The 19181-nt window shown below is 62.0% G+C and carries 19 protein-coding genes; 14 read left to right on the plus strand and 5 right to left on the minus strand.

Annotated features, from left to right (window positions below):
- Positions 1–2: 2 nt before the first annotated feature.
- Positions 3–905 (minus strand): LysR substrate-binding domain-containing protein, encoded by a 903-nt coding sequence (locus NKH28_RS03660; RefSeq protein ID WP_352569797.1) that lies wholly within the window; start codon positions 903–905, stop codon positions 3–5.
- A 91-nt stretch (positions 906–996) separates the two neighbouring features.
- Between NKH28_RS03660 and NKH28_RS03665 the strand changes: the two genes are divergently transcribed.
- The 6 genes from NKH28_RS03665 to NKH28_RS03690 all read left to right on the plus strand — a co-directional run bounded on the left by NKH28_RS03665 (position 997) and on the right by NKH28_RS03690 (position 7477).
- Positions 997–2547 (plus strand): trimethylamine methyltransferase family protein, encoded by a 1551-nt coding sequence (locus NKH28_RS03665; RefSeq protein WP_352542341.1) that lies wholly within the window; start codon positions 997–999, stop codon positions 2545–2547.
- A gap of 41 nt (positions 2548–2588) precedes the next feature.
- Positions 2589–4238, plus strand: coding sequence for an ABC transporter substrate-binding protein (locus NKH28_RS03670; protein ID WP_352977844.1), 1650 nt, complete (start codon positions 2589–2591; stop codon positions 4236–4238).
- Positions 4239–4343: 105 nt separating this feature from the next.
- A complete protein-coding gene (locus NKH28_RS03675; protein ID WP_352724501.1) occupies positions 4344–4823 on the plus strand; it encodes a DUF3828 domain-containing protein in 480 nt (159 codons plus the stop codon).
- A 4-nt stretch (positions 4824–4827) separates the two neighbouring features.
- Positions 4828–5385 carry a hypothetical protein gene (locus tag NKH28_RS03680; RefSeq protein WP_352724502.1) on the plus strand — a complete coding sequence of 186 codons (558 nt, stop codon included), beginning with the start codon at positions 4828–4830 and terminating at the stop codon, positions 5383–5385.
- A gap of 11 nt (positions 5386–5396) precedes the next feature.
- The gene (locus NKH28_RS03685) at positions 5397–6581 is read left to right on the plus strand and encodes a mandelate racemase/muconate lactonizing enzyme family protein (protein ID WP_352977846.1); all 1185 of its coding nucleotides are present in this window, start codon (positions 5397–5399) and stop codon (positions 6579–6581) included.
- A gap of 110 nt (positions 6582–6691) precedes the next feature.
- Positions 6692–7477, plus strand: coding sequence for an alpha/beta hydrolase (locus NKH28_RS03690; protein ID WP_352977847.1), 786 nt, complete (start codon positions 6692–6694; stop codon positions 7475–7477).
- Positions 7478–7491: 14 nt separating this feature from the next.
- Here NKH28_RS03690 and queF read toward each other — a convergent pair whose 3' ends face one another.
- A complete protein-coding gene (queF, locus tag NKH28_RS03695) occupies positions 7492–7953 on the minus strand; it encodes a preQ(1) synthase (protein ID WP_023674394.1) in 462 nt (153 codons plus the stop codon).
- A 113-nt stretch (positions 7954–8066) separates the two neighbouring features.
- Between queF and NKH28_RS03700 the strand changes: the two genes are divergently transcribed.
- Positions 8067–10112: an oxidoreductase gene (locus NKH28_RS03700; protein ID WP_352977848.1), complete on the plus strand. Its 2046-nt coding sequence runs from the start codon at positions 8067–8069 to the stop codon at positions 10110–10112.
- 140 nt (positions 10113–10252) lie between these two features.
- On the opposite strand, the gene NKH28_RS03705 is transcribed toward NKH28_RS03700, so the two are convergent.
- Complete coding sequence (locus NKH28_RS03705; protein ID WP_023674396.1) at positions 10253–10660, minus strand: hypothetical protein; 408 nt, start codon at positions 10658–10660, stop codon at positions 10253–10255.
- A 117-nt stretch (positions 10661–10777) separates the two neighbouring features.
- On the opposite strand from NKH28_RS03705, the gene NKH28_RS03710 reads away from it, so the two are divergent.
- From NKH28_RS03710 to NKH28_RS03720, 3 genes are all read left to right on the plus strand, one after another.
- Complete coding sequence (locus NKH28_RS03710) at positions 10778–11203, plus strand: MarR family winged helix-turn-helix transcriptional regulator (protein WP_352473629.1); 426 nt, start codon at positions 10778–10780, stop codon at positions 11201–11203.
- A gap of 79 nt (positions 11204–11282) precedes the next feature.
- On the plus strand, positions 11283–11525 hold the full coding sequence (locus tag NKH28_RS03715; protein WP_352473667.1) for a type II toxin-antitoxin system Phd/YefM family antitoxin: 243 nt from the start codon (positions 11283–11285) through the stop codon (positions 11523–11525).
- A gap of 17 nt (positions 11526–11542) precedes the next feature.
- Complete coding sequence (locus tag NKH28_RS03720; protein ID WP_352473630.1) at positions 11543–11980, plus strand: type II toxin-antitoxin system VapC family toxin; 438 nt, start codon at positions 11543–11545, stop codon at positions 11978–11980.
- Positions 11981–11991: 11 nt separating this feature from the next.
- Here the strand turns inward: NKH28_RS03720 and NKH28_RS03725 are convergent, their stop codons facing one another.
- Positions 11992–14064: a putative bifunctional diguanylate cyclase/phosphodiesterase gene (locus NKH28_RS03725; RefSeq protein WP_352977850.1), complete on the minus strand. Its 2073-nt coding sequence runs from the start codon at positions 14062–14064 to the stop codon at positions 11992–11994.
- 265 nt (positions 14065–14329) lie between these two features.
- On the opposite strand from NKH28_RS03725, the gene NKH28_RS03730 reads away from it, so the two are divergent.
- Genes NKH28_RS03730 through NKH28_RS03740 form a run of 3 tightly spaced genes read left to right on the plus strand, consistent with a single transcriptional unit; the run spans position 14330 to position 17242 of the window.
- Positions 14330–15517, plus strand: a complete 1188-nt coding sequence (locus NKH28_RS03730) for a glycine C-acetyltransferase (protein ID WP_352977852.1) — start codon at positions 14330–14332, stop codon at positions 15515–15517.
- A 48-nt stretch (positions 15518–15565) separates the two neighbouring features.
- Positions 15566–16600: an L-threonine 3-dehydrogenase gene (gene tdh, locus NKH28_RS03735; RefSeq protein WP_352977854.1), complete on the plus strand. Its 1035-nt coding sequence runs from the start codon at positions 15566–15568 to the stop codon at positions 16598–16600.
- Between the two features lie 18 nt (positions 16601–16618).
- Positions 16619–17242 carry a DUF4304 domain-containing protein gene (locus NKH28_RS03740; protein ID WP_352977856.1) on the plus strand — a complete coding sequence of 208 codons (624 nt, stop codon included), beginning with the start codon at positions 16619–16621 and terminating at the stop codon, positions 17240–17242.
- 30 nt (positions 17243–17272) lie between these two features.
- Here the strand turns inward: NKH28_RS03740 and NKH28_RS03745 are convergent, their stop codons facing one another.
- On the minus strand, positions 17273–17710 hold the full coding sequence (locus NKH28_RS03745; RefSeq protein WP_352473669.1) for a MarR family winged helix-turn-helix transcriptional regulator: 438 nt from the start codon (positions 17708–17710) through the stop codon (positions 17273–17275).
- Between the two features lie 153 nt (positions 17711–17863).
- On the opposite strand from NKH28_RS03745, the gene hmgA reads away from it, so the two are divergent.
- Entirely contained in the window at positions 17864–19177 is a 1314-nt protein-coding gene (gene hmgA / locus NKH28_RS03750; protein WP_352977858.1) for a homogentisate 1,2-dioxygenase, read from the plus strand.
- The last annotated feature ends 4 nt before the right edge of the window (positions 19178–19181 follow it).

Consider the following 19181-nt stretch of genomic DNA (forward strand, 5'->3'; position numbering starts at 1 on the left):
CCTCACGCCTGCGCCGCCAGCCAGTCCCGCACCTTGCGGGCGTTGTCGCTGAGTTCGCGGTTCTTCGACCAGATGACATGAAAGCCCTTGCCGGTCGTCATCGTGTGGCCGGTGACGCGCACCAGCAGCCCTGATGCCAGCAGCCGCTCGGCGAGGTGACCCCAGCCGAGCGCGATGCCTTGTCCTTCCATGACGGCCTGGATCACCAGCGCATAGTCGTTGATGCGCAAGCCGCGTCCGGCATCGGCGATGTCGACACCGGCTGAGGCGAACCATTCGTCCCAGCTCGCGGCCTCGCGAAACGGCTCTTCAAGATGAATAAGGCGGTGCGATTGAAGGTCCGCGACACGCTCCGGCAGCCCGAACCGTGCCACATAACTAACGCCGGCAACGGGGAATATCACCTCATCGGCCAGCGGCAGCGAATGATAATCCGGCCATTCCCTGGGCTCGCCGCCACGGACGCCGAGCGGGATGTCTTCGGCGATGATGTCGAGATCGCGGTCGGCGGTCTGGATGCGCAGGTCGATGCCCGGCAATTCGTCGCGAAACTGCTGCAGGCGCGGCATCATCCAGAACGAGGCAAAGGCGGTCGAGGCGGCGAGTGTCACATGCGCGCCGACGGCGATCTGGCGCAGATCCTCCGCCGACTTGCGAATGTGCGACAGGCCGAGCGAGACGTCGGCATGGAAGCGGTCGCCGGCCTCGGTCAGGCTGACTTGCCGGTGGCGGCGCTGGAAGAGTTTGGCGCCGAGCTGCTCTTCGAGCCCGCGGATCGCATAGGAGACGGCAGCCTGCGTCATGCCGAGCTCCCGCCCGGCGGCGGTAAAGCTCGACAGCCGCCCGGCGGCCTCGAAAACGATCAGGCTGCCGGCCGACGGCAGCAGGTGGCGCAAGCTTCGCATAAGCTGAGCTTATACAAGAGATCAGGATTTTCCAGCGTCACAGCCGCATTTTGTCTGGCTAGATTGGTCGAGACAGGAAGATGGAGTCTCCATGAACGCACCGGCCGTTGAAGTGAGCGAACACACCAACCGCCGCAGCGGTGGCCGCCTGGGGCGCAAGGCGCTGCGGGGCGCACCCATAGCGTCGTTTCCAACCCTGGTCCGCCAGATTCCCGTCTATCAGATGGTTCCGGACGAGGCGGTTGAGCTGATCCACCAGGAGTCGCTCTCCATCCTCGAAGAAGTCGGATGCGAGTTCCGCGACGACGAGGCGATCGCAATGTGGAAGGCGGCGGGCGCCGATGTCTCGGAGACAAGGGTCCGGATCGACCGCGCCCTGCTGATGGAGCTCATCTCGAAGGTCCCGTCGGAGTTCACGCTCAATGCGAGGAACCCCCAGCGTTCCGTACGTGTGGGTGGAAACAACTCCATCTTCGTGCCGATGTACGGAGCGCCTTACGTGCGCGACCTCGACAACAACCGGCGCTACGGCACACTCGCCGACCTCAACAATTTCCACAAGCTCGCCTACATGGCGCCGGCGCTGCACTCGTCGAGCTCGATCATCTGCGAGCCGATGGAAATCGCGGTGCCGAAACGTCACCTCCACATCATCCATTCGGCGCTGAAGCACTCCGACAAGCCGTTCATGGGCATCGTGACCTCCAGGGATCGAGCCGAAGACACGATGGCGATGGCAGGCATCGTGTTCGGCGAGGATTTTGTCCGCGACAACCCGGTTCTGGTGTCGATCACCAACTGCAATTCGCCGCTGGTGTGGGACGCCACCATGCTGGACGCGATGAAAGTCTATGCGCGCCACAACCAGCCGCTGATCCTCGCCCCCTTCGCCCTTTGCGGCGCCTCGACTTCGGCCTCTGCCGTCGGTGCGGTCGCGCAGGTCAATGCCGAAGCGCTGGCGGGCGTCGCGTTCACACAGCTCCTGCGTCCGGGTTCGCCGCAGATCTACGGACAGTTCATGGTGACGGTCGACATGAAGACCGGCGCTCCCATGGGCGGCACGCCGGAGGCGGCCCAGATGATGTATCTCATGGGCGCCCTGGCGCGGAAGTATCGTCTGCCGTGGCGCACGTCCGGTTTCCATGTCGGCTCGAAGCTGAACGACGCCCAGGCGGGCTACGAGGCGAACATGCTGATGCATGCCGCCATCCTTGCCGGCGCCAACTACATCTGGCACTCCGCCGGTTGGCTCGAGGCCGGCCTGACCTGCGGCTATTCGAAATTTGCCACCGACTGCGAGCAGCTTGTCGGCTGGTACAAATATGCTGGCGGGCTGCCATTCGACGATTTCAAGGAGGCTATGGCGGCTATCCGCGAGGTCGGACCGCAGGGCCATTTCCTCGGCACCCAGCACACGCTTGAACATTTCGAGTCCGCCTTCTTCATACCGAGCATCATGGACTTCAATTCGTTCGAACAGTGGAAGGCGGAAGGAGCAAAGGACCACGACACCCGCGGCCGCGAGAAAGCGCGCAACATGCTCGCCGATTATGAGGAGCCGAAGCTCGATGAGGGCATCGCCGAGGGTCTCAAAGATTTGATTGCGCGGCGCGAGGAGAAACTGCCGGACAGCGTTAGTTGATCACGGGCGAAGACCCGATGCGAACCATAAGGGAGGAAAAAATGACACTCTTCAGAAGCAACGGCGATCGCGTACCGAGCGCCATCGAAGCAATGGCCAGCGAGGCGCGCGCCGGTCGCGTCGACCGGCGGGAGTTTCTCGCCCTGGCAAGCGCTTTCGGCGCATCGACGGCCCTTGCCTACGGCATGATTGGACTTGCCGTGCCGGAGCGGGCTTTGGCTGAAGAGCCGAAGAAAGGCGGAACGCTGCACGTTTCGATGTCGGTGAAGGCGCAAAAGGACACGCGCACCTACGACTGGGTGGAACTTGCGAACATTTCACGCTGCTGGCTCGAGCCGCTCGTACTCTACACCCGCCAGTTCACATTCGAGCCGGTTCTGCTCGAAAGCTGGGAGGTCAACGACGACGCCACCGAATACGTGCTGCATGTGCGCAAGGGCATCGCCTGGAACAACGGCGATGCTTTCAACGCCGATGACGTGGCCTACAATCTGACGCGCTGGTGCGAGAAGGCTGCCGCCGGCAATTCGATGGCCGCGCGCGTCGGTGCGCTGATCGATGCAAAGACCGGCAAGGCCAGGGAAGGGGCGATCACCAAGGTCGACGACAACACGGTGAAGCTGAAGCTGAACGAACCGGACATCTCGCTGATCCCGAACTTCACCGACTATCCGGCGCTGGTGGTCCATCGCAACTTCGACGCCGACGGCGCCAATCCGATTGAGAAGCCGATTGGCACCGGGCCGTTCGAACTGGTGTCTTATGCGGTCGGCCAGAAAGCGGTCGTCAGGCGTCGTGAGAATGGCCAATGGTGGGGCGGTGAAGCGCTTCTCGACGGCGTCGAATTCATCGACTACGGAACCGATTTCAACGCCTCGATAAATGCATTCGACTCCGGCGAAATCGACCTCAACTTCGAGACGCCGGCCGACTTCATAGACATCCTCGACAAGATGGGGCTGGTCAAATCGGAGGTCGCGACAGCGACCACGCTCGTTGCCCGCACCAACATCACGAACAAGCCCTATGACGACAAGCGGGTTCGCAACGCCCTCCAGATGGCCGTCGACAACAAAGCGGTGCTCGAACTTGGCTACGCCGGGCGAGGCACTGTTGGTGAAAACCACCACGTCAGCCCGATTCATCCGGAATACTACGCGCTGCCCAAGAAGACACGCGACGCCGCGGGCGCGAAGAAGCTTATGGCCGATGCCGGGCAGGACGACTTCGAGCATGAACTGATCACCGTCGAGGACGATTGGCAGAAGAACACCGGCGACGCTATTGCCGGCCAGCTGCGCGATGCCGGGATCAAGGTGAAGCGCACCGTGCTGCCGGGCTCGACATTCTGGAACGACTGGACGAAATACCCCTATTCGATGACCATCTGGTACATGCGCCCGCTTGGCGTACAGGTGCTGGCGCTCGGCTATCGCACCGGCGAGGCCTGGAACGAAACCGGCTACTCGAACCCTGATTTCGACGCCAAGCTCAAGCAGGCTCTTTCGCTCATCGACGTCGAGAAGCGCCGCGAGGTCATGAAGGATATCGAGCAGATCCTGCAGGATTCGGGCGTCATCATTCAGCCGTTTTGGCAGAAGCTGTTCAGCCACATGAACGAGAAGGTGAAGAACTACGGTGTCCACCAAACCTTCGAGATGGATCTCCAGAACGTCTGGCTGAACGCCTGAGTTGCCAGCAGAGGACGCGTTGCAGGATTTCATGGACCGCAAGAAGGCCGACGGGCAAGATGCGTGGTACTGATAGCTTCCGTCAGTGAACAATCGGGGACACCCATGAAACTGCCACTTTTTGTTGCCGCGCTTTCGATGGCCGTGCCGGCGGCCGCGTTTGCCGGCCCTGCTGCCAACGCCGTGAAGTTCTTTTATGTCCCGTCGGTCAAGTTCGAGGCCGATGCGCAATATCGCGACCGCTTCACCGCGCCGGTGACGAAACTGTTCGAATTGAACGACAATGCGGCAAAGAACCATCCGGATGAAGTTCCCTGCATCGACTTCGCCCCTGGTCTCGATGCGCAGGACTATGACGAGAAGACCGTGGCCAAGACGCTGACGCTGGCCGAAACGCTGGACGGCGACAGTGCCGAGGTGACGGCGACGTTCAACCTTTTTCCGGAAGGCGATGGTTCCAAACGCCAAATGGTCTGGTCGTTGAAGAAGATCGACGGCCAGTGGAAGGTCGCCGACATTACCTCGAAGACCAGCGGCTGGACCCTGAGTGCGCTCGAATGCCTGGCCGGACAGTCGCCGGAGTGATGCCGTGCTTCGCTGCCGTCCCTGGATTTTGGCGACTGCGTGCCTGCTGGCCGGATTGAGCAGCGCCGCCGCTCAGGGCCTATTCGGCGCGCCGCCCGCAAATGCGCCGGCCGACAGTGCGGCACCTCCGCCGGCAGTTTCGCCGCCGGCAGAAAACGCGCCGGCCGCAGCCGTGCAGCCGGGCTCGCCGACCGCGGTGGTGAAGCCGTTCTACGAGCATGCCGGGCTCGAGGTCGATCCGGCTCAGCGGGGCCATTTCACCGACCCGGCAAAGTCGGTGCTGGACAAGAGCGATGCGCTGCGGAAATCGGGGCAGGGCGAGTGCCTCGATCCCAACATGGCGCTCGACAATTCCGAATACGACAAGGCGGAGATCGACAAGAGCCTGAAAACCATCGAAGCGGTCAAGGGCGACGAGGCCAAGGTCGTCGTCGCTTTTGTCGTCTCCGGCAATCCGCACCGGCTGGAATGGAAGTTCAAAAAGATCGATGGCGACTGGAAGATATCGGACCTGCTCTCGGTGACCGGCGAATGGGCGCTAAGCCAATACCAGTGTGAGTGAGAACGGAACCGATGAAGATCACCAACATCCGCGTCACCCACGTCAACGTCCCGCTCGATGCTCCGTTCTGGTGGACGGCTGGTCTCTACGGCGGCGCCTCGAAATCGATCATCGAGGTCGAGACGGACGAAGGCGTGGTCGGACTGGGCGAGGCGCCATGGTGGCATTTCGGCGAGGTGATCAAGGCCGAGATCGCGCCGGCGCTGATTGGCGCCGATCCGCTCGACATCGCCGACTGCGAGGCGCGCTGCGTGCCGCCCTGGCAGATTACCGCCAACACCGGCGAGAATGCAGCCACGGTGGCGTTCGGCGCCGTCGAACTGGCGCTGTCGGATATAAGAGGCAAGGTCTTCGGCATGCCGCTCTACAAGCTGCTCGGCGGCGCGGTGCGCAAGGACATTCCGTTTTCGGAATATTTCGCCTTTCGCCCCGCTCACGGCGGAGCCGGCGGCGAGATGACCGCCGAAGCGATCGTCGACTACTGTCTCGGCATGCGAGAACAGCACGGCTCGACGATTTTCGAGGGCAAGCTGATCATGGGCGATCCCGAGCTCGAGATCGGGACAGTGCGCATGCTGCGCGAGGCGCTTGGCGATAAAGCGCAGATCAAACTCGATTCCAACATGCAGTGGTCGCTGACCACAGCGCGCTGGGTGCTGCGCGAGATCGAGCCGTTCAACATCCGCAACTACGAGGATCCGGTCGCGACCTTCGAGGAGATGGCTGCGCTGCGCCAGCATTCGCGCATTCCGTTCTCGACGCACATCCCGGATCTCAGACGGGCAGTCGCGCTCGGTGCGCCGGATTACTTCGTCTGCAATTTCGCAGCACTCGGCGGATTGTCGAAAACTCTGAAATTCATCGCCGCCTGTGAGGCGATGGGCAAGGGGTTCTGGTGCTATTCGAACGATCTCGGCATCATGACATCGGCTTATCTGCACGTCGTGGCGGCGACACCGTGGATCACCGAGGCGTCGCAGTCGTTGTTTCGCTGGCAGATCGGCGACGTCATCAAGGACGGTCCTTTCCGCCAGACGGGCAATACGGTGCGCGTGCCGGAGGGTGACGGGCTGGGCGTCGAACTCGATCCGGCGGCAATGAAACGCTGGTCAGCGCACTTTGCCGAACACGGGCCGATGCACCATTTCAGCGACCCGAACAGCCCCAGCCGCTACCGGCGGCTGCCGCTCAACTGATGCGAAGTGCACGTGACCGATCGATGAGAAGAGGTCCTGTCGTGGTTGCTTTATTCGCGGCGGTTTGCGTCCTGGCCTGCGCTGTCACCTGGGAGGCAGGAAGCCACGCGGTGGCCCGCGTGCCTCAGCAAAGCTTCACGCTGCCTGTGGGGTTACCGGTGGAGCGCATCGTTCTGAAGCGGGAGGGCGCGCCCGACCTTGCCGGTTGGGTGGCGGATCGGCAGGACAGTTGCGGAACAATCGTGCTGTTACACGGACGTGGTTCAAACAAGCTGGCCATGGTTCCAAGAGCGAAGCTGCTTTTCGAAAGCGGCTACTCGATCGTGCTGTTCGATCTGTCGGGACATGGCGAAAGCGGCGGCGATATCAGAGGCTTTGGTCACATCGAACGACAGGACGCCAGCCGCATCCTCGCCTTTGCCCGGCAACGCTTCGCCGGTCGCAAGGTGGCGGCCATCGGCTCGTCGCTCGGTGCGGCTGCTTTTGTATTTGGCGCTCAGCAGGAGCATGCCGACGCCTATGTCCTGGAGCAGCTCTACGCGACTTTGCTGGAAACCACAGCGTTGCGAGCGCCCTTGCCTATGTTGCGCGACATACAGGCGACCATCCTCTTGGCGCAGATGCAGCTCCGCCTTGGCTTCGGGGTAGATGATGTCAGGCCGGTCGATCGCATCGGCGCGATTGATCGGCCGATATTGCTGCTAGCAGGCAATTCGGATCCGTTTGTCGCTCGCAGCCAGACACTGGCGTTGAAAGATGCGGCAGGCGCTGACGCAAAGCTGGTCTGGTTCGACGGCGCGCGGCATGTTGATCTCTATCGCTATGACCAACAGCGGTACCGCGACGCGGTGATGCCTTTCCTGGAGACCAACCTGTGCCGGACCGGGATCAGGTGAGCCGCTCCGTCCGATCAGCCGCGCCCGCGATAGGGGGCGACGCCGGTGTCGGGCAACCACACACCTTCCGGCGGCGCGCCGGTTTGCCAGAACACGTCGATCGGAATGCCACCGCGCGGATACCAGTAGCCGCCGATGCGCAACCACAATGGCTTGGTCGCGGCGATGATGCGGCGGCCGATCATGACGGTGCATTCTTCGTGGAAGGCGCCATGGTTGCGAAACGAGGTCATGAACAGCTTGAGCGACTTCGATTCCACCAGCAGCGCATCGGGTGCGTAGTCGATGACGATATGGGCGAAGTCCGGCTGGCCGGTGACTGGGCAGAGCGAAGTGAATTCGGGGCAGGTGAAGCGAACGATGGCCGGCGGGCCGTCGCCGCGCGAAAACGGCACGGTTTCCAGGACTGCCGCTTCAGGGCTCTGTGGCGCCTCGACGTTGGTGCCGAGCTGGGTGAGGTTTTTCGTATCGGTCATGAGCAGGTTCCTTGCTGCATGTCGCCCAAAACTGCGCAGCGATTTTGGGACAGCGACATGCGTAAAAACAAAATTTGCCGCTCATTAGCACAATTTGAAACAGCAGGAAGACGATGACCAGCAACGACCCGCTCCTCCAGCCCTATCAGCTCAAGCATTTGACGCTGAAGAACCGGGTGATGTCGACCAGCCATGAGCCGGCCTATTCCGAGGACGGCATGCCGAAGGAACGCTACCGGCTCTACCATGCCGAAAAGGCCAAGGGCGGCATGGCGCTGACCATGACCGCCGGTTCGGCGATCGTCTCGCGCGACAGCCCGGCCGCTTTTGGCAATCTGCATGTCTATGACGACCGCATCGTGCCATGGCTCGCCGAGCTTACCGATGCCTGCCACGAGCACGATTGCAAGGTGATGATACAGATCACCCATCTCGGCCGCCGCACCGGTTGGAACAAGGCCGACTGGCTGCCCGTGCTGTCGGCTTCGCCGGTGCGCGAACCGGCCCATCGCGCCTTTCCCAAGACTATCGAGGACTGGGATATCGAGCGCATCGTAGCCGACTATGCGGCGGCCGCGCAGCGCTGCCAGGCTGCCGGCCTCGACGGCATCGAGTTCGAAGCCTACGGCCATCTGATGGACGGTTTCTGGTCGCCGGCCACCAACCAGCGCGACGACGATTTCGGCGGCTCGCTCGACAACCGGCTGCGCTTCACCGGAATGGTGCTCGACGCGGTGCGCGCCGCGGTCGGCGAAAAGTTCGTCGTCGGCATCCGCATGGTCGCCGACGAGGATTTCGAGAAAGGCCTGTCGAAACAGGAGGGCGTCGAAATCGCCAGGCGGCTGGCCGGCTCCGGCAAGGTCGATTTCCTCAACATCATCCGTGGCTCGATCGAGACCGATGCGGCGCTGACCAAGGTCATCCCGGTGACCGGCATGCGGTCGTCGCCGCATCTCGACTTTGCCGGCGAGATCAGGGCAGCGACGAAATTCCCGACCTTCCATGCGGCGCGGATTTCCGACGTCGCCACCGCGCGTCACGCCATCGCCACCGGCAAGCTGGACATGGTCGGCATGACGCGCGCCCACATTGCCGACCCGCATATCGTCAAAAAAGTGATGGAGGGCCGCGAGCACGAGATCCGCCCTTGCGTCGGCGCCACCTATTGCCTCGACCGCATCTATGAGGGCGGCGAGGCGCTGTGCATCCACAATGCGGCGACGGGCCGCGAGGCTGATATCCCGCATATTATTCCGAAAACCGAGGGACCGAAGCGGAAGGTGGTCGTCGTCGGCGCCGGCGCCGGCGGGCGGGAGGCGGCGCGCGTCGCCGCCGGGCGCGGGCACCAGGTGACGGTGCTGGAAGCATCGAGCCAGGCCGGCGGCCAGGTGCGGCTGGCAACGCAAAACCCGCGCCGCAAGGAATTGATCGGCATCATCGACTGGCGCCTGGCCGAGCTCGACCGGCTCGGCGTCGAGATCCGTTACGACAACTGGGCGGAAAAGGACGATGTGCTGGCGCTGTCGCCGGACGTGGTGGTGGTCGCCACCGGCGGCCTGCCGCAGAACCCGCCTCTGACGGCGGGCGACGATCACGTCACCTCGAGCTGGGACATCATGGCCGGCAGCGTCAAGCCGGCCGAGAACGTGCTGCTCTATGACGACAATGGCGGCCATCAGGGCATGGGTGCCGCCGAACTGATCGCCAATAGCGGCGCCAGGCTGGAGCTGGTTTCACCAGAGCGCTTCTTCGCCCCGGAAATGGGCGGCATGAATCATGTGCCCTACATGCGCGCCTTCCAGGAAAAGGGTGTCACGGTGACCATCAACACACGGCTACGTTCTGTGCGGCGCGAAGGCAACCAGCTGATCGCCGAGCTCGCCTCCGACTTCGCCGATGGCTGGCGCGGCGAGCGGCGGGTCGACCAGGTGGTGGTCGAGCACGGCACGCTGCCGCTCGACGATCTCTACCTCGCGCTGAAGCCGCTGTCGAAGAACGCCGGCGCGATCGATTACGAAAAACTGATCAATGGCGGCGACATCTTTCCTGCGCGCAATCCGCAAGGCGGTTTCGTCGTCTTTCGCATCGGCGACGCGGTAGCTTCACGCAATATCCACGCTGCGATCTATGACGGCATCAGGTTCGGCTTGCGGATCTGAGGAATATTTTGGATTGATTGGTGGCGCGCAGCCGAACCTCCGTACGGAGAGCCACCAGGCACGTCCGGTCCGGTCTGCGCGCCGCGCACGCCGCCGGCCATCGCCGGGCACCGTACGATCTTGCGATTGCGGCAGGACGCTCAAAACATCCTGGCGGTGGCCATGCAGAACACGGTGATGACCAGCAGGCCGCCAGCGATGCGTTCGCCTTTTGTCATCTTGGCGCGCAACTGGGTTTGCTTCGCCGCATCAGCGCCGGCCAACTGCCTGCTGGCGGAACCCACCAGCGCGCCCTGAACCCCGGCGGCGATTAACGCCGTCAAGATGCCGAGCGCCAAGACCTTCTCCATCGAGCCGAAAGAGCCGTTGTGGAAGAAATACCACAGCAGCAAGCCGGTGAGGAAAACCACGCCGGCTGCGCCCATTTGCGGCCGGAAGAAACGTTCCGCCCTGATCTCCGGTTCGCGGGCGACCGCGATGGTAGTGCCGGCCCAGAACACGCCCGCCATGACGTGAAGGCCGAGGACGATGATGTAGACATATTGCATGACCGCATTTCCTCTCTTGCCCACCGCCAGGCATATCGATAGATATCAAATGATTAGATGTCAACGCATAAGCTCGAGCCGGTTCCATAGGCTTTGCCCTTGTTCTAGTGTCGGATCATGACGCCCTTTGACCGCCCGCCGATCGGGATGAATCTCGCGCGCACCGCCAAGCTGGTTGCGCAGGCTTTCGACGCCGCCTTGGTCGAGGCAGGCGGCACGCTGCCGGTCTGGGTCACGTTGCTGTCGGTCAAGTCGCGGGAGCTGGCCAATCAACGCGAGCTCGCCGGCATGATCGGCATCCGGGGCGCAACGCTGACCCACCACCTCAACGCCATGGAGACGCAGGGCCTGCTGATGCGCCGCCGCGATCCCGAGAACCGCCGGGTTCACCAGGTGGAGCTGACCCAAGCCGGAGAAGCGCTGTTCCTGCAATTGCGCACCGCCGCGTTAGCCTTCGACAAGCGGCTGCGGAAAGGACTGTCCGACGACAGGCTGGCAGAGTTTGCACAGGTGCTGGCCGCGTTGCGGGCCAATGTCAGTTGATACCGATTGGACCGCAACCCTTGTTCCAAGCCGTCTGCAATGTTATATGACCATGGTAGTCATATGCGAGGGTGGCAACATGCGCGAAATTCAGTTGAAAGACGCCAAGGCGACGCTTTCGGCAGTCGTCGATCAGGCAGTTGCAGGAGAGCCTGCCATTATCACACGCCACGGTCGGAAGCAGGCCGTCATCCTGTCGTTCGAAGATTATCAGCGGCTGTCTCGGGTGCCGAGCTTCGGGCGGCTGCTGGCGGCTTTTCCCGGGGACAAGGACGACATTCCGCCTCGTTCCCGTAAGCCGGCTCGCAAGGTTGCGTTGTAGCGCGGCGACCAGCCCTGATGTTTCTGCTGGACACCAACATCATCTCGGCAATGGCTCCAGCCAGGAAGGTTGATCGGGCGGCGCTGATGGCATGGCTCGATATGGCGAGCGAATACCTGTTCCTATCCGTTGTGACTGCGTCCGAAATCGCGGCGGGGATAGCGAAGGCGGAGCGCGACGGCGCGACCACAAAGGCCGCGCTGCTACGCGACTGGTGGCAGGCAGTCGAGCACCTTTACGGCGCAAGGATTCTGCCCTTCGATTTGCGAGCCGCGCATGCCGCGGGTTCTATTCTTGATCGCGCAAGGGCTCATCGGCCGGGATTTGAAGATATAGCGATTGCTGCTACGGCCGAGGTTCACGGCCTGGTGATACTGACGGATAACGAGCGTCATTTCGCACCACTTGGGGTGCCGATGCTCAATCCGCTGAGAAACCTGCCGCCATTGCAGTAGTTCCGACTTTCCTACGCCAGGCGGCCCTGCAGAACCGTCAGCCTGGCCTTCTTGGGCGTTCGCGCCATCAGCCATCCGCGCACGCTGTCCGGCGGCATCGGGAAAGCGATGGAATAGCCTTGCACCTGGTCGCAGCCGATCGCCATCAGCGAGTCGAGCTCGGCTTCGGTTTCGGCGCCCTCGGCGACGATCGAGATGCCGAGACCGCGGGCGAGCTCGGTGAGGGCACGCACGATCTTGGTGTTGCCGCTGTTCTCGTTGATGTTCTGGACGAAACGGCGGTCGATCTTGAGCCGATCGATCTCGTTTGGATTGACATGGCTGAGCGATGCGTAGCCGGTGCCGAAATCATCGAGCTCAAGATGGATGCCGGCGGCGCGAATGTGCCGCAGCTTTGCCGCGATACCGGTCTTCTCATCGTCGAGAATGACGGATTCGACGATCTCCAGCGATAGTTTGTGCGCTGGCAGGCCAGCCCTCTCCAGCATGTCGAACAGGAAGACTTCGAAATCTGTCTCGCGCAGCTCCGAGCCGGATACATTGACGGCGATCCGTCCGAAGGCGATGCCTGCGCGGTTCCATTCGGCTGCTTCGTTGATCGCCTTGGCAATGACGATGCGGCCGATCTCGGACATCAAGCCGCATTTTTCCGCGATCGGAATGAACTCGCCCGGCGCGATCATGCCGCGCTCGGCGTGTCTCCAGCGAACCAGAGCCTCGATGCCGCTGATGGCGCCGTTCGACAGCGACACCTGCGGCTGGAAATAGACTTCGAACGCCTTCTCGGAGATGGCGGTCCTGATGTCGAGCTCGAGCTGCTTGCGATAATCGAGTTCGCGTCTCAGCTCCTCGGAGAAGAACGACAAATTGCCGCCGCCCTGCTTCTTGGCGGAATACAGCGCCAGATCGGCATGGACGAGCAGGTCCTGAGCATTGTCGGCATCGATCGGGTAGACCGCAATCCCGGCACTTACGCCCGGATGGATCGTCGTTCCCCGGAAAATGATCGGCTCATTGAGTTTGGCCAGCATGCGCCTGGCGACGATATCGATGTCCTCGGTGCTGCCGGCGTCGTTGAGGACCACAACGAATTCGTCGCCGCCGAGACGCACGTTGAGATCCGACGTACGGCACGAATCACGCATGCGCTGCGCAGCCGCCACCAGCACATAATCGCCGGCGGCGTGGCCGAACGTGTCGTTGATCTGCTTGAACCGGTCGAGATCGAACTGCACCACGGCAACCCGTTCACGCCGTCGCTGCGCAGCATTGATCAGCGTATCGAAATGCTCGGTCAAGAAGGTGCGGTTGTGCAGGCCGGTCAGCCCGTCATGCACGGCGATAAAGGCCATGGAATTGCGCGCATCGACCAGCTCGCGCGTCCTGCGCAGGATGGCATTCGACATTGGCCTGAAAATGAAAAGCGCCACCAGCACGATGACGCCGATGGTCGAGTAGAACAATGTGCGGTTAAGATCGAGAAGTGTTTCGGATCGCTGGTCTGCAAAGGCGCTGATGCGCTGGCCAAGTGCGGCATAGCCCGACAATGTTGCGTTGGCAACGGAAGCGTTCAGGTTGACGCGCTCCTCTCCGCCCTTGTAGCCACCATTGCCGGCCATGTTGAGCCGCGATTCGAATGACGAGATCAGGCGTTCGCCGTTGGCGATAAGCCCGACCGAGAAATAGTCGAGATGGTACGGCTTGGCGAAAAGCACGCTCTCGATCGATTTCGGATCGAACCTTGCCGGCGACGCCGGATCGGCGGCGGTCCGTTCGAGCAGCAGATCGTAGTTCTTCTCGAACTCCACCGTCGCTTGCTTGAGCGCGCTAACCAGGGCCGGCTGCTGGTCGCGTGAGGCGGTACCGGTCGCGCCGGCAAGGAAGACGATGCGCTGTGATAGGGCTTTTTGTGTGCTGACCACATCGAGCAGTGCCTGGTTGTGCTGCTGGGCCGCCATCATCTGCTGCAGCAGGATGAAGGAGGCCACTACCATGGCGGCGATGATCAGCAGAGCCAGCCAGTAGCCGGATTTGATCAGGAGTATGAGCCTGCCCGAAACGGCGTGCACCGGCTGCTGTGACATTTTCTGAGGCGACCCTCTCGCCAACGAATTCTTGTGCGACAACCTTTGGCTTCAAAGTGTTAACAGGTTTGGGACGGCAGCAGGCCGGCGGCGGCGACCGTGGCGAGAAACCCGCAAAGTGGTTATTGCAATCTTTCGCGGCGCCTCCGCATTTGAACGTCGTAGCCTCTGCCGTGCCATTGCCGCCACCGAAGCGGTCGCTTTTGCGATGGATTTTTCGTCCGCGCGGCGCGACAGTCCTCATCGATCTCAACAGGGCCTGATCATGACCGAAGCATTCCTTTCCCACATCAACAGCGAGCTTGAAGGACTGAAATCGGCCGGCCTTTACAAATCCGAACGGGTGATAACCTCGACCCAATCGGCCGAGATCGAGGTCGGCGGCGAGAAGGTGCTGAATTTCTGCGCCAACAATTATCTCGGCCTCGCCGACAGCGCCGAACTGCGCGAGGCGGCCAAGCAGGCGCTCGACCGGTACGGCTACGGCATGGCATCGGTGCGCTTCATCTGCGGCACGCAGGAAGAACACAAGCAGCTCGAGGCGACCATTTCTGACTTCCTCGGCATGGAGGACACGATCCTCTACGGCTCCTGCTTCGACGCCAATGGCGGCCTGTTCGAGACGCTGCTCGGCGAGGAGGATGCGGTCATCTCCGATGCGCTGAACCACGCCTCGATCATCGACGGGGTACGGCTGTCGAAGGCAAAGCGCTTCCGCTACGCCAACAACGACATGGCCGATCTGGAAGCGCGGTTGAAAGAGGCGCGCGACTGTCGGTTCCGGCTGATCGCCACCGACGGCGTGTTCTCGATGGATGGCATCATCGCCAATCTGAAAGGCGTCTGCGACCTCGCCGACAAATACGATGCGATGGTCATGGTCGACGACAGCCATGCTGTTGGCTTCGTCGGCAGGAACGGCCGTGGCTCGGCCGAACATTGCGGCGTCGAGGGCAGGGTGGACATCATCACCGGTACGCTGGGCAAGGCATTAGGTGGCGCGTCCGGCGGCTACACGTCGGGCAGGAAGCAGGTGGTCGACTGGCTGCGCCAGCGCTCGCGCCCCTATCTGTTTTCCAACACGCTGATGCCGGCGATCGCTGGCGCTTCGATCCGGGTTTTCGAGATGATCCGCAATGGCGATGCGTTGCGCCAGCGCCTATATGCCAATGCGGCGCGGTTTCGCTCCGAGATGGGCAAGCTCGGTTTTACTCTGGCCGGCGCCGACCATCCGATCATCCCGGTGATGCTGGGCGACGCGACGCTGGCGCAGGAAGTGGCAGCGCGGATGCTGAAGCGCGGCATCTATGTCATCGGCTTCTCGTTCCCGGTGGTGCCGAAGGGCCAGGCGCGCATCCGCACGCAGATGTCGGCCGCCCATTCCGGCGCCGACATCGAACGCGCGGTTGAGGCGTTCGCCGCAGTCGGTCGCGAACTCGGCGTGATTTCCTGAGCGGCCGGATCAAGAGATTCAAGCGACTAAGGTTCTGGGGACAAAAGAATGTCGAACATGATGAAGGCGCTGGTCAAGGCCAAGGCCGAGCCGGGCATCTGGATGGAAGAAGTGCCGGTGCCGGAAATCGGCCCGAACGGTGTTCTGATCAAGATCAGGAAGACCGCGATCTGCGGCACCGACGTCCACATTTACAATTGGGACCAGTGGGCGCAGAAGACCGTGCCGGTGCCGATGGTGACCGGTCACGAGTTTGTCGGCACCGTCGCCGATTTCGGCGCGGCGGTGACCGAGTACAAGATCGGTCAGCGTGTTTCGGGCGAGGGCCATATCGTCTGCGGCCATTGCCGCAACTGCCGGGCGGGCAGGGGGCATCTGTGCCGCAACACGCTCGGCGTCGGCGTCAACCGGCCGGGCGCCTTTGGCGAATACCTTGCGATCCCGCAGCACAATGTCGTGCCCATCCCCGACGATGTGCCGGACGAGATCGCGGCAATTTTCGATCCTTTGGGCAATGCGGTTCACACCGCATTGTCCTTTGATCTCGTCGGCGAGGACGTGCTGGTCACCGGCGCCGGGCCGATCGGCATCATGGGTGCACTGGTGGCGCAGTGCGTCGGCGCGCGAAAAGTGGTCATCACCGACATCAACCCGGTGCGCCTGGCACTGGCGAAAAAGCTCGGCGTCCAGCATGTCGTCGATGCGTCGAAGGAAAAGCTGCGCGACGTCATGCCGGCGCTCGGCATGACCGAGGGTTTTGACGTCGGCCTCGAAATGTCGGGTGCCGCACCTGCCTTCCGCGACATGATCGACACCATGAACAATGGCGGCAAGATTGCCATTCTCGGCATCGCGCCGACCGGCTTCGAGATCGACTGGAACAAGGTCATCTTCAAGATGCTGCATCTGAAAGGCATCTACGGCCGCGAGATGTTCGAGACCTGGTACAAGATGATCGCGCTGGTGCAGGGTCCTCTCGATGTCAGCGGCCTGATCACCCACCGCATCGGCATCGACGACTATATTTCGGGATTTGAGGCGATGAAGAGTGGCAATTCCGGCAAGGTGGTGATGGATTGGTGAGGCATATAAGGGTGCAAGATGGCGGATAGTGAGCACGGTCGCATCATTGCCTCGCAGGCAAAGATCGTACTGAAGCCCGCCGGATTTCAACGCAAAGGGAAGTCTCGAATCTGGATCGCCGATCGCGGCTTCTGGCTAAGTGTAGTCGAGTTCCAGCCCAGCTCTTGGTCCAAAGGCACTTACCTTAACGTAGCAGTCCACTGGCTCTGGGGTTCGCTCCCTGAAACAGTTACCTTCGATCGTCCTCAGCGCATTGGACAGTTCGTTCCGTTCGAGAGCCCGGCACAGTTTCTGCTCGCGGTTGATCAAGTGGCCAAGAAGGCCGTCGAAATCGATCGGGTTCACCGATCAATGTTCCCTTCCGTGCAGGCGACAGCGACAATCCTCGTGAATGAATTGCAGCCGGGCGCCTACGGCGAGTGGGCGGCCTTCCACGCCGGGGTGGCGGCCGGTTTGGCTGGTGATTTTGAAACGGCAAGGCGGCTGTTTGAAAGCGCTCAGAGACATGCGGCTTCGCAGGCGCAGCTTCTCTTGGGCTACATCGATGATCCGATAGCATTTCGAAGCCGTGTCAGAGGCTTCATTGTAGCCGAACGCGCCTACTACGGTCTAGGAGCGTTACCTGCCGCAATAGCGATCTGATTTCTACGACGGTCAAACCCATGGAGGATTTCAACCCACTGTGAGTTTTGCCTCCAGCGCCGCTACCCCACTGACAATCGCCGCCCGCTCTTCCGCACCAAGCCTCTCCAGCAGCTCCCGCTCGAACTCCTTCGCCAGCGGCACCATTTCGCGATAGGCGGCAAGCCCCGCTTTGGTCAGCGTCAGATGCTCGACGCGACGGTCTTTCTCGTCTGGCGTGCGGGTCAGCCAGCGGCGCCGCTCGAGTTCGGCGACCGCGCGCGAAACCTTGGTCTTGTGCATGGCCGATTGCTCGCCGAGCGCCGTCGCCGTCATCGTGCCGTGCTGTCCAAGTCCCGCAAGCGTGCGCCATTCGGGCCGGGTCAGGCCGTGGCGGTCCTTGTATATCCTTGAGAATTCGCGGCTGACGGCATCGGCAAGCCGATAGAGCCGGTAAGGCAGGAAGGATTCCAGCTCGAGGATTTCCATGGTTGGCCCTGACTGGCATGCTGGCGGCTCATGCCGAAATCACCGTTGATGGTTACATTTTCAATGGTTACAAATGAAACCGGTATGGTCAACTCGGAGCATCCTTGCGGATGCGCAAACGATGCTCCGAGACCATGAATTCGGGAGGATTCCATGGCCTATTCCTACATGCCGGGTTTCGGCAACGACTTCGAGACCGAGACTCTGCCGGGCTCGCTGCCGCAAGGGCGAAACTCGCCGCAGCGGCCGGCCTACGGCCTCTATGCCGAGCAGCTTTCGGGCTCTCCTTTCACCGCGCCGCGCGGCACCAATGAGCGCTCCTGGCTTTATCGGATAAGGCCGAGCGTCAGGCACACCGGTCGCTTCAAAGCGGCGAATTATCCGCTTTGGAAAAGCGCGCCGAACGTCGGCGACCATCAGCTCGCACTCGGCCAGTATCGCTGGAGCCCCGTGCCGATGCCGAAGGAACCGACCGATTTCATCGCCGGCATGCGCTCGATCACCACCGCCGGCGACGTGCTCGGCCAGACCGGCATGGCGGCACACGTCTATGTCGCCAATCGCTCGATGGTCGACGATCATTTCTTCAACGCCGACGGCGAGTTGCTGGTCGTGCCCCAGGTTGGAGCCTTGCGCTTCGTCACCGAGATGGGTGTTATCGAACTCAGGCCGGGCGAGATTGCCGTGCTGCCGCGCGGCCTGGTGTTCAAGGTCGAACTGGTCGATCCGCAAGTGCGCGGCTATGTCTGCGAAAATTACGGCGCCAAGCTGACGCTGCCGGATCGCGGCCCGATCGGCGCCAATTGCCTGGCCAATCCGCGCGATTTCAAGACGCCCTGCGCCTGGTTCGAGGACAAGGACACGCCCTGTCGGCTGATCGCGAAATGGTGTGGCCGGTTCCATGTCACCGAAATCGACCATTCGCCGCTGGATGTGGTGGCGTGGCACGGCAATTATTCGCCCTACAAATATGATCTTGCGACCTTTTCGCCGGTCGGTGCGATCCTGTTCGACCACCCCGATCCGTCGATCTTCACCGTGCTGACCGCGCCGAGCGGCGAGGAAGGCACCGCCAATATCGATTTCGTCATCTTCCCGCCGCGCTGGCTTGTGGCGGAAAACACTTTCCGCCCGCCCTGGTATCACCGCAACATCATGAGCGAGTTCATGGGCCTGATTCATGGTCAGTACGATGCCAAGGAAGAGGGCTTCGTGCCGGGCGGCATCAGCCTGCACAACATGATGCTGGCTCACGGACCCGATGCGTCTGGCTTCGAAAAAGCCTCGCGCGCGGAGCTGAAACCGGTCAAGCTCGACAACACCATGGCCTTCATGTTCGAGACGCGCTTTCCGCAAATGGTGACCCGCTATGGCGCCGAGCTCGAAACCCGGCAGGACAATTACATCGACTGCTGGGCCGGCCTGAAGAAGCGCTTCAACGGCACGCCAGAGGGCGACTGGTCTTGAGCGC

This window comes from Mesorhizobium sp. M1227 (assembly GCF_040318315.1).
In the GTDB taxonomy this organism is placed as follows: Bacteria; Pseudomonadota; Alphaproteobacteria; order Rhizobiales; family Rhizobiaceae; genus Mesorhizobium.

Excerpts from the sequence above, each read along its gene's own strand:
- NKH28_RS03700 (WP_352977848.1), top strand. The coding sequence starts at position 8,067 with ATGACCAGCAACGACCCGCTCCTCCAGCCCTATCAGCTCAAGCATTTG.
- NKH28_RS03725 (WP_352977850.1), bottom strand. The coding sequence starts at position 14,064 with ATGTCACAGCAGCCGGTGCACGCCGTTTCGGGCAGGCTCATACTCCTG.
- NKH28_RS03660 (WP_352569797.1), bottom strand. The coding sequence starts at position 905 with ATGCGAAGCTTGCGCCACCTGCTGCCGTCGGCCGGCAGCCTGATCGTT.
- NKH28_RS03675 (WP_352724501.1), top strand. The coding sequence starts at position 4,344 with ATGAAACTGCCACTTTTTGTTGCCGCGCTTTCGATGGCCGTGCCGGCG.
- NKH28_RS03710 (WP_352473629.1), top strand. The coding sequence starts at position 10,778 with ATGACGCCCTTTGACCGCCCGCCGATCGGGATGAATCTCGCGCGCACC.
- NKH28_RS03705 (WP_023674396.1), bottom strand. The coding sequence starts at position 10,660 with ATGCAATATGTCTACATCATCGTCCTCGGCCTTCACGTCATGGCGGGC.
- NKH28_RS03715 (WP_352473667.1), top strand. The coding sequence starts at position 11,283 with ATGCGCGAAATTCAGTTGAAAGACGCCAAGGCGACGCTTTCGGCAGTC.
- NKH28_RS03740 (WP_352977856.1), top strand. The coding sequence starts at position 16,619 with ATGGCGGATAGTGAGCACGGTCGCATCATTGCCTCGCAGGCAAAGATC.
- NKH28_RS03730 (WP_352977852.1), top strand. The coding sequence starts at position 14,330 with ATGACCGAAGCATTCCTTTCCCACATCAACAGCGAGCTTGAAGGACTG.
- NKH28_RS03665 (WP_352542341.1), top strand. The coding sequence starts at position 997 with ATGAACGCACCGGCCGTTGAAGTGAGCGAACACACCAACCGCCGCAGC.
- NKH28_RS03720 (WP_352473630.1), top strand. The coding sequence starts at position 11,543 with ATGTTTCTGCTGGACACCAACATCATCTCGGCAATGGCTCCAGCCAGG.
- NKH28_RS03670 (WP_352977844.1), top strand. The coding sequence starts at position 2,589 with ATGACACTCTTCAGAAGCAACGGCGATCGCGTACCGAGCGCCATCGAA.
- tdh (WP_352977854.1), top strand. The coding sequence starts at position 15,566 with ATGTCGAACATGATGAAGGCGCTGGTCAAGGCCAAGGCCGAGCCGGGC.
- queF (WP_023674394.1), bottom strand. The coding sequence starts at position 7,953 with ATGACCGATACGAAAAACCTCACCCAGCTCGGCACCAACGTCGAGGCG.
- NKH28_RS03745 (WP_352473669.1), bottom strand. The coding sequence starts at position 17,710 with ATGGAAATCCTCGAGCTGGAATCCTTCCTGCCTTACCGGCTCTATCGG.
- NKH28_RS03685 (WP_352977846.1), top strand. The coding sequence starts at position 5,397 with ATGAAGATCACCAACATCCGCGTCACCCACGTCAACGTCCCGCTCGAT.
- hmgA (WP_352977858.1), top strand. The coding sequence starts at position 17,864 with ATGGCCTATTCCTACATGCCGGGTTTCGGCAACGACTTCGAGACCGAG.